This is a genomic window from Bartonella sp. EBT8 (genome assembly GCF_055796165.1).
Window position 1 is genome coordinate 52,477 of record NZ_JBTTDJ010000010.1, and the last position, 13,581, is coordinate 66,057.

Below are 13,581 nucleotides of genomic sequence, written 5' to 3' on the forward strand. Positions count from 1 at the left end.
AAGGAATATTTTCGATAATGAAAGCAAAGTTATGCTTACCAAACTGATGAAATGATATAAAGGCTTATGAAAAATGATTTTCGGGTAGCAATTGCCCAATTAAATCCTGTCGTTGGTGATATTGAAGGAAATTTTGCTCTTGCTGTCATGGCGCATCAAAAGGCTAAGAAAGAGGGAGCAGATCTTGTTTTATTCACTGAGCTTTTTATAAGTGCTTATCCGCCAGAAGATCTTGTTCTTAAAACTGCTTTTATAAAAACATGTGAAGATGCTGTTGAGAAATTAGCAAAAATAACAGTAGGGGGTCCAGGAATTATAATTGGTCTTCCTCTCAGACGGAATAATAACATTTACAATGGTGTCATGCTTCTTGATAAAGGGCAGGTGATTGCTGAAAGCTACAAGTTTGATTTACCTAATTATGCTGAATTTGATGAAAAACGCCTATTTTCTTCCGGTCCACGCCCTGAGCCAATTATTTATCACGGGATAAGACTAGGAATAGTGATTTGTGAGGATATTTGGAATGATCCCTTCCTTTGTGCAGAGCTTGGTCATAAAGGAGCTGAGATCATCCTTGTCCTTAATGGATCTCCCTATTCTCGTAATAAAACACTAAAACGTATAGAAGTTGTTCGTGTGCAAGCTCTCCAATCTAGCTTGCCTGTTATTTACGCTAATCAAGTTGGTGGTCAAGATGAACTTGTTTTTGATGGAGGATCTTTTGCGTTAAATGGACAAGGTAAAATGGTTTTTCAAATGAAGCATTTTGAAAGCCATATTGCTTTAAGTCATTGGCAACGAACAACGACAGAATGGCAATGTATTTTTGGTCCAAATGAAAATCTTCTCAATGGGGTATCTGCTGATTATCAAGCCTGTGTTTTGGGTTTAGGAGATTATGTCAATAAAAACCGTTTTAAGGATGTTATTCTTGGTCTTTCGGGAGGAATTGATTCAGCTCTTTGTACGGCAATGGCAGTAGATGCTCTTGGCGCTGACAGGGTCCGTACCGTAATGATGCCCTATCATTATACTTCGCAAGAATCATTAAAAGATGCTAAGGAGTGTGCAGATCTTTTAGGATGTCATTATGAAATAGTACCGATTATGCAACCTGTTGAAGCTTTTTTGAACACGATGGCGCCTGTTTTTGCAGGGTTGCCGCCTGATGTGACAGAGGAAAATCTTCAGAGTCGTATGCGCGGCACTCTCTTGATGGCGCTTTCCAATAAATTTGGCTCCATGGTGGTAACAACAGGCAATAAGTCAGAAATGGCTGTGGGATATGCAACACTTTATGGTGATATGAATGGAGGGTTTAATCCTCTTAAAGATATTTATAAAATGCAGGTTTATGCATTAGCACAATGGCGCAATAAAAACCACTTGCAAAACTTGAAGGGACCAGAAGGAGTTGTCATTCCACTCAATATTATAGAAAAAGCACCTTCTGCAGAACTTCGGGAAAACCAAAAAGACGAAGATTCTCTTCCTCCATATCCTGTTTTGGATGATATCTTGCAATCTCTTGTAGAAAAGGACATGAGTGTTTGTGATATTGTAAAACGAGGGTATTTACGGGAAACAGTTGAAAAAATTGAACAGCTTCTTTATGGTGCAGAATACAAAAGACGACAATCGGCTCCCGGTGTAAAAATCAGTCACAAGAATTTCGGTCGTGATCGTCGTTATCCTATTGTCAATCGTTTTCGCGATACAAATTGAGTATTGTTTTATGATAAAAGTCCGTTTTGCGCCTTCTCCAACAGGTTATATTCACATTGGTAATATTCGTACGGCTTTGTTCAACTGGCTTTATGCGCAAGCGCATAATGGGGCATTTATTTTGCGCTATGATGATACAGATGTTGAACGCTCTCAACAGGAATATGTTGATGCTATTGCCGTTGATCTTGAGTGGCTTGGTATTCAACCAGATGAGATTTATTACCAATCTAAACGGTTTAGTCGATATGATGAAGTTGCAGAAACTCTCAAACAACGGGGTCTTCTTTATCCCTGTTATGAGACAGCAGAAGAGTTAGACCGGCGCCGTAAAATCCAGCTTTCGCGCAAATTACCCCCTGTTTATGATCGTGCTGCATTGAAATTGACACCAGAGGAGAAAGAAGCATTTGAATTGCAAGGTCGTAAACCGCACTGGCGTTTTCTTCTCCCTAATTTTGAAGATAATCCTTTACAAACAAAGCGAACGGAAATTAGCTGGAATGATGCAGTAAAAGGAAAGCAGACTATTGATTTGGCTTCTCTTTCAGATCCTGTTTTAATTCGTGAAGATGGAAGCTATCTTTATACATTACCCTCCGTCGTTGATGATATAGATATGGCTGTGACCCATATTATTCGTGGAGATGATCACATTACAAATACAGGCGCTCAGATCGCTCTTTTTAAAGCTCTCAGTGCTGAATTACCAGTTTTTGGTCATATTAATTTATTGGCTACAGTTTTAGGAAAAGGGCTTTCAAAACGGAATAATGATCTTTCTATTCGTTTTCTAAGAGAAGAAGGATTTGAATCCATCGCTGTGCAATGCCTTGCTGTTTTAATTGGGACATCGCAAAATGTGCATCCCTATCCTAATCAAGCAGCGCTTTTAGAGCATTTCAATCTTAAAGATACATCTAGATCCGTTGCTAAATTTGATATTGCTGATCTTTTTACTTTGAATAGCCATCTTGTTCATGCATTAACCTATGAGAAGGTTAAAACGCGGCTTCAAAGTCTTTTGATTGATGGAGAAAAGGCTGAGTGCTTTTGGAACGCGATAAGAGGCAATATTGATAAAGTCAATGATGCTGTTTTGTGGTGGAAAATAATTCATGATAAACAGAGCTTTGATATGGTGGCTCTTGAAGATCGCGCATTTGTTCATCGGGCACTCGACTTTTTGCCTAAAGGTGTTTTGAATGATGAAAGTTGGAAAGTTTGGACAAGCGTATTAAAAGAAAAAACAGGACGTAGCGGGAAAGCTTTGTTTATGCCATTACGTCAGGCTCTTACAGGAATGGATCATGGACCTGAAATGGGAAAGTTTTTACCGCTCTTGGGACGTGAGAAGATAATAGAAAGGCTCGCGATTCAAGGGGAATAACAGCCTTTTCAGAGTATTTTATTTGTTTTCTGTGCCCTCAAGAGAGTGAACTTCCAGTTTAATTACGGGTTTTTATGAGCATAAATGCGGGGATATCATCACCAAATCCAAGCAAAGAGGACTCTTTGTTTTTTCGAAGGCGATGTTGTTCAGGTGGTTTTGCTTTGTTATTTGCGGTTTGGAGACAATCTAGTTTATCGTCTTTTGAGGACTTTTTTGTTTGAACAGTATGCTCTTTGGGAGTAGATTTCTTCGCTAATTTTGGAGACTTTTTCTTTAAAACAATGTCGTCTTCTTGATCATTGGGTATTAAAGTAGAGAGGTCTCCATTAAGCCATTCAATTTTTTCATTGCTCATTTCTTCAATAGCACTGATATATTTTTGGTCAGCTTTTGTGACAATCGTGAAAGCTTTTCCGCTACGATTTGCACGTCCTGTACGACCAATTCGATGAATGTAGTCTTCAGCATGTGTGGGAACGTCATAGTTGAAAACATGACTTACCGCTGGGATATCGAGTCCACGAGCAGCAACATCAGAAGCAACAAGAAGTTTGAGTTTATTATTTTTAAAATCATTAAGTGTATTTGTACGTGAATATTGATCCATATCGCCATGGAGTGCGCCTACACTAAAATTATGTTTGACGAGTGATCTAAACAATTCAGAAATGTCTTTCTTCCGATTACAAAAAATAATAGCATTTCTAAGTGCATCGCTCTCATTGTGAATAAGCTCTCGCAAAACTGCTCTTTTATCCCATGATTTATTCCCAGATTTGACGAGTCGTTGTGTAATTGTGGTCGCTGTTGAGGATGCTTTTGTAACCTCAACAGAGATAGGAGAATGTAGAAATTGCTTTGTTAGTTTGGTAATTTCTGGTGCCATTGTTGCGGAAAAGAACAAAGTTTGACGCGTAAAAGGAGTTAGTTTACAGATACGTTCAATATCAGGAATAAACCCCATATCTAACATGCGATCAGCTTCATCAATAACAAGAATTTCAACACCCATCATCAGTAATTTACCGCGTTCAAAATGATCAAGCAGACGTCCTGGTGTTGCGATAAGAACATCAGCTCCTCGTTCAAGTTTACGGTCTTGGTTTTCAAAAGAAACACCGCCAATTAAAAGTGCAACATTTAAACGATGATTTATTCCGTATTTATCGAAATTTTCTTCAACTTGGGCTGCAAGTTCTCGTGTTGGTTCTAATATGAGAGTACGAGGCATTCGTGCTCTTGCACGACCTTTTTCAAGGAGTGTGAGCATGGGCAAAACGAAAGAAGCTGTTTTTCCCGTACCTGTCTGAGCGATTCCTAAAACGTCCTTTCTTTGAAGTACATGGGGGATTGTTCCACTCTGAATAGGTGTTGGAACTGTATATCCTGCGGATTTTACTGCTTTGATAACTTTTTCGGAAAGACCTAAATCATCAAAACTGTTTAAAGGTGGTATCATTTTTTTATCAATTGCTCTGCGATTTTAGTTTCGCTATCCGAACTATTCGTGGGACTAAGTATTTTATACTTTTCTTAAGGGCTAAGAGACCTTCAAAAAAAGTTAACTATAACAATCATATATATATAGCAAGCATAATACAATAATTAATAGCGAAATTGTTCTGATAAAATCCGTTCATCCCATGAATGGTTAAAGTCAAAAAGAATTGAGGCTGTTACTTCTGTTGCTGTTGAAATAGTAACTGAATGGACAGATTTAACTTCAACATTATCGGCTGCAGCGTTTACGGGGCGTTTTTCAGGTTCGAGCATATCAAAGCGTATGACTGCCGTATTTGGCAGCAGTGCTCCATGCCAACGACGAGGACGAAAGGGACTAACAGGCGTTAGTGCCATAAGTGGAGCCATGAGGGGTAAAATAGGTCCTTGTGCTGATAAATTATAGGCAGTAGATCCTGCTGGTGTGGCAACGAGAATACCATCACAACTTAATTGTTCCATGCGTATATTGTCATCAATACTAATACGAATTTTTGCTGCTTGATAAGATTGACGAAAAAGTGAGACTTCATTGATTGCGAGTGCTTCAATAGTTCCTTGGCATTCGTCTTTTGCAATCATACGTAGAGGATGGATTTCCTTTTTATGCGCGACAGCAATACGATGGGGCAATTCCTGTTCATGGAATTCGTTCATAAGAAATCCTACAGAACCTTGATTCATGCCGTAAATAGGTTTTCCAGTGTTCATAACATCTCGTACTGTTTGTAACATGGTTCCATCACCCCCTATTGCAATAACAACGTCAGCTTCTTCCAGAGGAGAATGACCATAAACAGAAATTAATTTATGAGTAGCTTTGATAGCTTCCTCAGTTTTAGAAGAGATAAAATGGAAGCGCTTTGGTAATGTAGTCATTAAAAATTATCCTGATATTCACAACTTATTTTTTAGCCTATTTGAGAGGAGTTTTGAAGCTGTATGTAAAAACTGTTTTTATAAGAAAAAGGATTATGTATGAAAAGTAATCTGTTTAAGGTACTATATTATAGCAGGATGTGGCAAAAAAATTTTATCGCCGTATAAACTATAAGCAGGTGTTTTTTTAAGAATGATAATTATCCATTGAAGCTGAGAGGATGTTCAGTTAAAAGGCTACCAATGATTAGTTTTAAGCACCCGTAGCTCAGCTGGATAGAGCGCTGCCCTCCGAAGGCAGAGGTCACAGATTCGAATTCTGTCGGGTGCACCAAACTTTTCAATCGCATTTCGCATCATCTTTATGACAAGATTATCTCATGAAAACGAAGCTATTTTTATTAAATGGTGATTGAAGCTCCTTGTTAGTTATGGAGAGAATAACCAAAAAATTTTAGGTCAATCGAGTTGTTTGTTATTTATTAATCTTTCATTGAATGCTTTGAATATTAAAGGAGAGGGATGTACAATGGAAAAACTTATCATGTAAGGTTTTTTTACCTTGGGTCTACAGAAATGGATTAAACTCTTAAAACCTATATTTTAATGTCCTAACCCCTTTCTATAAATGAAGGAAAGACGTTTTTCTTATCCTCTTACAGAGAATCTTTCATGGAATTTATCTGTAAAGCAGCATTAGTTATACGCTTCATATTGTTATTTTTTATAAATCCATTAAAATTAAAATAATGACAGTAGGAATAATATTATGAAATTTATAATTTTTTTAAATTCTATATATTCTTTTATTTTTTTAAGTTGGATGGTGTTTTAAATTTTTGTAATTTTCATGTACATATTTTGGGGAAAATCTATTGTGCGCATTTAGATTATCTCTCTATAGTGCATTCCAATAACATGGATACAGCAAAGGGTATCAATGCTCCGATACACACCGTATATGATATTTTCATGATTATAACTGTTTATTTAGAGAATATATGAGTTTGAATATCTATTGCTGATTAAGCAAAATTTCTTAAACAATTTACCTCTATTGTATGGAGAGGTCTATTTTTATTAGTAATTTATTTTAACTTATATTTTAAGGAATATTTGTGTTATGCATAAACATAGTATAAATTTCCTATTGATCTTTTTAATTATTTAATTTCTATTTTTATTATCTTGAGGGGGAATCTATGATACAAAAAATCCACAACAGAACTCTCTAATAGGGAATAAAGCAGATCCTACCTTAACCCTAGGAAAGGATGTGTAAAGGATTTTCTAATAAAATGGTACTTAAAAATGCAATAGTTAATCTTGCTATTTATAAGTTAAAAAATGAGCAAAATTTATTTATCTGGCAGTTTTTAAGCTTTCCAGAGAGGTGCTAACCCTTTTTTGTTTGATAGAAAATTCAATAATTCTAGTCTTATGATTTAAGTAAATAAGAAAGTAAGTTATGACGATTATACTAAAACCGGGTGAGGTAACGCTTAGCGATTTAGAGGCTATTTATTTCAATGGTGAAGTGAGTAAACTTCACAATGATACGCACTTCGTTATCAGGAAGGGAGCAGAGCGTATTGCTGAAATTGCTGCTGGAAGTAAGCCAGTTTATGGCATCAATACTGGTTTTGGCAAATTGGCTTCGATTAAAATTGATGCAAACGATGTAGCTCTTTTACAAAGAAATCTTATTTTGTCACATTGTTGTGGTGTGGGAGAACCTTTAGCTGAAAATATTGTGCGTTTGATAATGACCTTAAAGCTTCTTTCTTTAGGGCGAGGTGCTTCCGGTGTGCGTTTAGAGTTAGTACATTTACTAGAAAACATGCTTACAAAAGGTGTCATTCCTGTCATTCCTGAAAAGGGGTCAGTTGGTGCATCCGGTGATCTTGCACCACTTGCTCATATGGCTGCTGTTATGATGGGAGAGGGAGAAGCCTTCTTTCAAAATATTCGTATGAGTGGGGCGTCTGCTCTAAAGGAAGCAGGGTTGTTTCCTATTATTTTAGAAGCAAAAGAAGGTCTAGCTCTTATTAATGGTACTCAAACATCAACAGCCCTTGCTTTGGCAGGTCTTTTCCAGAGTTATCGAGCCTTGTGTGGTGGACTTCTTGCTGGGGCATTGACAACGGATGCTATCATGGGATCAACGGCACCATTTCACCCTGATATCCATATTTTACGGGGCCATTATGGGCAGATTGCTGTATCACAAACATTAGAAAAGCTTTTAGAGGATTCAGAAATTCGGGTTGCGCATTTGCATGATGATAATCGTGTACAGGATCCTTACTGTATACGTTGTCAACCACAGGTTATGGGGGCATGTTTTGATATTCTTCTAGCAGCAGCAAAAACACTCATTATTGAAGCGAATGCAGTCACAGATAATCCATTAATTCTAAGCAATGGCGAGGTTGTATCGGGGGGAAATTTTCACGCTGAACCTGTAGCATTTGCTGCTGATCAAATTGCTCTTGCGTTATGTGAAATAGGCTCTATTTCTCAAAGGCGTATCGCTCTTATGGTTGATCCAGCAGTTTCTTATGGGCTTCCAGCTTTTTTAGCACAAAATGCGGGCCTTAATTCAGGTTTTATGATTGCTGAGGTAACTGCAGCTGCTTTAATGTCTGAAAATAAACAAATGGCGCATCCTGCCTCAGTTGATTCAACACCAACTTCAGCAAATCAGGAAGACCATGTTTCAATGGCTTGCCATGGTGCTCGTCGGTTGTTGGCGATGAGTGAAAATCTTTTTACGATTATTGGTATTGAAACACTCATTGCAGCACAAGGAATTGAATATCGTGCACCTTTAAAAACAAGCTCTTTCTTGCAAGCCGTTATGAACTATCTACGCAAAAAGATTGCTCCTCTTGAGGAAGATCGCTATATGGCTCCAGATCTTCATAAGGGGCACATTCTTGTGCGTGAAGGGCACTTATTCTCTGTTTTACCAAAAACAATTTTTCCTCAACTACAACCAAAATAATATTTATTTGCGATCAATAAAGAAAAAGTGACGTTTGATTTTTAGATTATTTCAGAAAAATTAGAATATCTATAATACATTCAATATTTTAAATAAATATAGGTTCATTGACTTTTTGATATGTCTTGGGTACTTTTACAAAATTGTCTTCCTCATGCTATGTTTCATGATAATTTTATTTATCAAAACAGTCTTATAAAAGATAATATTATAGAAAATGAGTTTTGCATTTTTATTATATAAAATATAATTGAAAGTTTATATATTTTATTTATATTTTGTCTTTACGCAAAGTATATTATATTATTTATCACTAAATAAGTTCAATATTTTATTATTTTTTCTTTTTTAAGAATATTTAAATTTTATAATTTCTTTTAATAAAAATAAAGGAGAAATAAATGTTTAAGAAGAGTAAAATCTATATTTTAATAGCATTTATTTTTTGTTTTTTACAAATAATGGAAATTAATGCGAAGCTCTGGAAAGATAGATCTAAAGAGGGATTTTTCATTGTTAGGGTTGCCCAAGAGAAAGATATAATTCAGAAAAAAATATAATTGTTTCTAGTATTTCAGGTTAAAATGCTGAAGAACAGGATAGATCTATTATCGGGCAAAAGAAGATTATTTTTACTGAAATAGTTCTTTTTTTCACAAATCATATGCTTAAAATTGTTAGAATTTTGAAGAAATGGGTTGGAGATACATTTTCTAAAAGCTTTGAAAATTGGCGAGATTCACTTTATCATTAATAAGATTATTCAAGGTATTAAAGGTTATTTTATGCATTATTGTATATAATTCTTGTGTGTTATGAGTAAAATAATGATAGAGAATTTGCTTAAGATCATAATAATTAATGTATTCGCTCTCAACTATAGCAATACGCATTTTTAAGCTTCTATTTGAATAAGCTGATACGAAAGTATAGAGATTGTTATTGTACCAATTACAATGTTTTTTTTGCACAAAATAAAGAATGTGACAATGAATTAACAAAATCATAATCAAATCAACATATTGATCTCTCTATATAATTTATTATTTTGCCTATTGAATGCGATCCGCGAATATCGTATGGCTCTTTCATTTCAAATCTGTTCGTATTAAAATAATCAGAACCATGTCTTTACACGTCACACATGAGATTGGTATGGGGATAAAAGCTGTTGAAGAAAGGATTAGAAATTCCTCTTATGAACTGTCTAAATGCAAGAGTTGTTGCAAAATTGGGAGCTAAAAAATATAATAATGGTGCTCATTTGTTCCGTAATTTCATAAAATGATACAAATTTTAGGCTATAAAAAACTGAATAATTTAAAATAAAATTATTCTTTCATTGTCTAAGATAGAGTGTTTGACTAGCCATTGTTCAATGTTTTTTACAATATATTCGTGAGTAAGATATGAAGCTTTATTTGTTATAAAGCGGATGTTCTTGGTGTGAGTCTTAGTCAACATTTCATTGAAGAAGGAAAGAAATGGTAACAAATGAACTGAAAAGAGGTATGAGTAAGCGACAAGTTATTTTTTTAGCTCTTGGTTCTGCTATTGGAACAGGCCTTTTTTACGGGTCTGCACAAGCGATTAAGCTTGCTGGTCCAAGTGTTTTGATTGCTTATTGTGTGTCTGGTTTAGTGATTTTTATGGTTATGCGAGCTCTTGGTGAGATGATTATTCATAATCCATTACCTGGTTCTTTTGCTCGTTATGCAGCAAATTACATATCACCATTGGCGGGTTTTTTAACGGGGTGGACATACGTCTTCGAGATGATTCTTGTGGGTTTAGCTGATATCACGGCTTTTGCAACTTATATGGGGTTTTGGTATCCTAATGTTGCACCTTGGATATGGGCACTTAGTATTACACTGATTATTACAGGGATTAATTTAGCAGCGGTAGAAGTGTACGGTGAACTAGAGTTTTGGTTGTCTTCTATTAAAATTATTGCGATCATTGCGATGATTGTTTTAGGGATAGCAATTATTTTATGTGGTTGGGATAGCGGTGTAAATTCTTCTTCTGTTAGTATCCATAATTTGTGGAAAAATGGTGGTATCTTTCCGAATGGTTGGTTTGGTTTTTTAGCTTGTTTCAGCGTTGTGGTCTTTGCTTTTGGTGGCATAGAAATCATAGGGATGGCAGTGATGGAAGTACAAAGTCCTCATCAAACGATTTCAAAAGCAATTAATTCTACTCCAGTTCGTATTTTACTATTTTATATTATGACTTTAGCTGTTTTAATGTCCCTTTATCCTTGGAATAAAATTGGTCTTATGAAGAGTCCTTTTGTTTCAATTTTTGAAAACCTTGGGATCTCATATGCAGCTAATATTTTGAACATTGTTGTTGTTACAGCGGCTATTTCAGCGATGAATAGTGGGATGTATGGTGCTTGTCGCATGATACATGGGTTATCGCAAGAAGGTTATGCTTTGAAGAAATTTCAATATTTATCAAAAAACGGTATACCAATTCTTGTTATTTTACTAATCTTCATAGTTTTTCTTCTTGGTGTTGTCCTTAATTATTTTTACCATGAGGGGCTATTTTTTCTTATTGCAGCCATGGCAACATTTGCAACGGTTTTTGTTTGGATGATGATTTTACTTTCACAAATTTTTATGCGGCTTAAAATGTCTAAAGAAGTACAATGTGGTTTAAAGTTTCCGATACCCTTTTGGCCCATAGGACCAATTTTTTCTATTTTGTTTATGATTTTTATTTTTATTCTGCTATGGTTTTTTGATGATACGCGGCCGGTTTTAATTGTAGGTGTTAGTTGGATTATTTGGCTTGTTATTTGTTTTTATGTGCTTAAATTTTATAATTTAAAGAAAAAGCAAATTGTATTAGAATACGAATAAGAGTTAACTTAGAAAAAACACTGATACTTTTATAGAGAAAGATGTTTAATAATCACCCTATAAATTAAGGAGGTTTGCCTTTTATTTTTGAGCCCTTTGTAAAAGGCTCAATCCTTCTGTCATTATACCAGCGTTCTGGAGAAATCAGGAGTTCAGAGGCAGGAGCGGGAGGTTTTGATATCACTATAAAAGAGCAAACAATGCTGATTGGAGGCATTATTGCTAGCACGGTACTTGCAGAAAAAAACAACTTGACAGCAGGAAGCATCATAACCGCAGTCATCACCAACAATGCAAGTGCTCAAGTCAGCAGTGATGACATCATCATTATCGATGAGACAGGGCTAAAGGCAGCAATAGGGCAAAAAGCAGTTATCATCCATAACAGTTCATAAATTTTACAATACGTTTTTATCACAACAAATCGCATTGTTAAAACGCAATCGTTTAAAATTGTCGATAACAGTAGTTGCATAGATTTAAAGAATGATATGGCTTTTGCTCTTTTTTGAGCGAAATTTGAAAGGGATTAATCGTTATGTGGATTGCATAATTTTAGAGATCTCAAACATGAGCTTAATATCTTAATACGTTTAAAGCATCACAAAGCTAACAGGTTTTTTTTCATTCAAATGTGATAATCTGAAAGAGAGCTTTCTTATTCTTCATTTATGTTTTTTAGGATAAGTTTTTATAAAGAGAATAGAAAGCTTGCAATATGATACCTTTTGTACACAATAATATTCAACATTTTGAATTTTCTATCAAAGCTTCTATCAGTAAACTGCATCATATAAATTGATACGGCTTTCTTTTTTGCACTCTTGTCTTTTAAGATGGGATTAAAACCATAAAAAAACACCTGCCGCACCTGTTATTTATTCTTCAATATCAACAATCTCTCTATAAGAATATCGCTTTTATTAACCTCTTTATTTTTGGATAACTTCTGAAACCGAAATATAACTTAGTTTAGGGAAAATATGAAGTTGTAAAGGTAGAAGATAAATTATTTTCTCTTTTTGACGCGAGGTAATGTATATTCAATTTGTAAGTATGCAGCAGTGTTTTTACAAAAATATAGAGGGTAGAGTGTTCTTTAATAATTTTGAGAGATAATATCTGTCTGTGATTAAAATGGAGAAATAAAATTTTGTTTTATGCTCTTGATACTTATGCGAACAATGAATGATAAACTTTACGATGCTATCCATGAGAATGTGGGAGGCTATCGTTTTACATCAGAATTTTTTTGCATAGGAGAAGAGTGTAAATTGGCTAAGTTTTTTGATTTTCAGATTGGCATCAAAATGATATGCTATTACTAGTTTTGGCAGCATTTTTTCTTACTCTTCTAGCAAGTGTTCTTTTTTTTTCGCTCCATAATTGTGGAGCAAAAAAAAAGTGGAGAGTTCATACCATTGATAGCTATAGAAGTCGTATGTCTTCAGTTAATTTTGATAAGACTTGCATGCATCATAAAAATAGGCATACTCTTAATGTTCTTAGTATTTTCTTTGTTCTTCTTATCACCTGGAGTATTTACGGTATTACAGGTAATCCAGAAGTTAAAAGTTATTATTTTAGCATGTTAATGGATAAGGACCCAAAGATGCTTAGTAAGCGTGAACAGCTTGTTCGTCTACAAGTTTTGTTTTTTCGTGCACCTCATGATGGCAAGTTAGCGGATGCGTTAGCAGTTGGATACCTCGAGGAAAGCCAATTTCAGAATGCAGTGAACATTTATTTAGATGCACTGCGGTTGAACGGAGAATCTGCGCCAAGGCTTGTTGGATATGGGTTGGCATTGGTTGGTTATGGGGGTGGAATAATTACGCAAGAAGCACAAGATGCCTTTCAAAAAGCAGCAGATTTAGCGCCAAATGATTTTTATCCTCGTTTATTACTCGCTGAAGCACTTCATCAGGCAGGGAGGTCTGTGCAAGCAGTGCGGTTTTTACAAAATTTTTTGAATGCAATGCCTGAGAATTTTACAGGACGATCACGTATTGAAGCCATGATCATTCAGTTACGGAATGAATCTGATTAAAATACTGAGAAAAGCAATTTTAGCCAATTTAGATTATTCAGATAGAGCGAGTATTTAAAAGTGATAAAGGGATTGGGTAAAACATTGCGCTCGTATGTGAGATGTGTCAAGATTCTTTGTAAGATAAGGCATGCAAAGAGTAAATGTTTAT

Annotated in this window: 8 protein-coding genes and 1 tRNA gene; 7 read left to right on the forward strand and 2 right to left on the reverse strand. The window is 35.2% G+C overall.

The window, feature by feature from the left end; genetic code table 11:
- Window positions 1-66 precede the first annotated feature (66 nt).
- Together AC0QT4_RS06730 and gltX are read left to right on the forward strand one after the other, a co-directional pair.
- Entirely contained in the window at window positions 67-1,728 is a 1,662-nt protein-coding gene (locus AC0QT4_RS06730) for an NAD+ synthase (RefSeq protein WP_473200953.1), read from the forward strand.
- A 10-nt stretch (window positions 1,729-1,738) separates the two neighbouring features.
- Window positions 1,739-3,118 carry a glutamate--tRNA ligase gene (gltX, locus tag AC0QT4_RS06735; RefSeq protein ID WP_473200954.1) on the forward strand — a complete coding sequence of 460 codons (1,380 nt, stop codon included), beginning with the start codon at window positions 1,739-1,741 and terminating at the stop codon, window positions 3,116-3,118.
- Between the two features lie 58 nt (window positions 3,119-3,176).
- Here the strand turns inward: gltX and AC0QT4_RS06740 are convergent, their stop codons facing one another.
- Together AC0QT4_RS06740 and AC0QT4_RS06745 are read right to left on the reverse strand one after the other, a co-directional pair.
- Window positions 3,177-4,580: a DEAD/DEAH box helicase gene (locus AC0QT4_RS06740; RefSeq protein ID WP_473200955.1), complete on the reverse strand. Its 1,404-nt coding sequence runs from the start codon at window positions 4,578-4,580 to the stop codon at window positions 3,177-3,179.
- Window positions 4,581-4,726: 146 nt separating this feature from the next.
- Entirely contained in the window at window positions 4,727-5,500 is a 774-nt protein-coding gene (locus AC0QT4_RS06745) for an NAD kinase (protein WP_473200956.1), read from the reverse strand.
- Between the two features lie 257 nt (window positions 5,501-5,757).
- Between AC0QT4_RS06745 and AC0QT4_RS06750 the strand changes: the two genes are divergently transcribed.
- From AC0QT4_RS06750 to AC0QT4_RS06770, 5 genes are all read left to right on the forward strand, one after another.
- A tRNA-Arg gene (locus tag AC0QT4_RS06750) sits at window positions 5,758-5,834 on the forward strand.
- A gap of 1,134 nt (window positions 5,835-6,968) precedes the next feature.
- The gene (gene hutH / locus AC0QT4_RS06755) at window positions 6,969-8,507 is read left to right on the forward strand and encodes a histidine ammonia-lyase (RefSeq protein ID WP_473200957.1); all 1,539 of its coding nucleotides are present in this window, start codon (window positions 6,969-6,971) and stop codon (window positions 8,505-8,507) included.
- Between the two features lie 1,484 nt (window positions 8,508-9,991).
- Window positions 9,992-11,380 carry an amino acid permease gene (locus tag AC0QT4_RS06760; protein WP_473200958.1) on the forward strand — a complete coding sequence of 463 codons (1,389 nt, stop codon included), beginning with the start codon at window positions 9,992-9,994 and terminating at the stop codon, window positions 11,378-11,380.
- Window positions 11,381-11,454: 74 nt separating this feature from the next.
- On the forward strand, window positions 11,455-11,775 hold the full coding sequence (locus AC0QT4_RS06765) for a hypothetical protein (protein ID WP_473200959.1): 321 nt from the start codon (window positions 11,455-11,457) through the stop codon (window positions 11,773-11,775).
- A 920-nt stretch (window positions 11,776-12,695) separates the two neighbouring features.
- Complete coding sequence (locus AC0QT4_RS06770; RefSeq protein WP_473200960.1) at window positions 12,696-13,430, forward strand: tetratricopeptide repeat protein; 735 nt, start codon at window positions 12,696-12,698, stop codon at window positions 13,428-13,430.
- The last annotated feature ends 151 nt before the right edge of the window (window positions 13,431-13,581 follow it).

Coding starts and splice junctions, on each gene's coding strand:
- AC0QT4_RS06770 (WP_473200960.1), top strand. CDS start 12,696: ATGCTATTACTAGTTTTGGCAGCATTTTTTCTTACTCTTCTAGCAAGT.
- AC0QT4_RS06760 (WP_473200958.1), top strand. CDS start 9,992: ATGGTAACAAATGAACTGAAAAGAGGTATGAGTAAGCGACAAGTTATT.
- hutH (WP_473200957.1), top strand. CDS start 6,969: ATGACGATTATACTAAAACCGGGTGAGGTAACGCTTAGCGATTTAGAG.
- gltX (WP_473200954.1), top strand. CDS start 1,739: ATGATAAAAGTCCGTTTTGCGCCTTCTCCAACAGGTTATATTCACATT.
- AC0QT4_RS06740 (WP_473200955.1), bottom strand. CDS start 4,580: ATGATACCACCTTTAAACAGTTTTGATGATTTAGGTCTTTCCGAAAAA.
- AC0QT4_RS06745 (WP_473200956.1), bottom strand. CDS start 5,500: ATGACTACATTACCAAAGCGCTTCCATTTTATCTCTTCTAAAACTGAG.
- AC0QT4_RS06730 (WP_473200953.1), top strand. CDS start 67: ATGAAAAATGATTTTCGGGTAGCAATTGCCCAATTAAATCCTGTCGTT.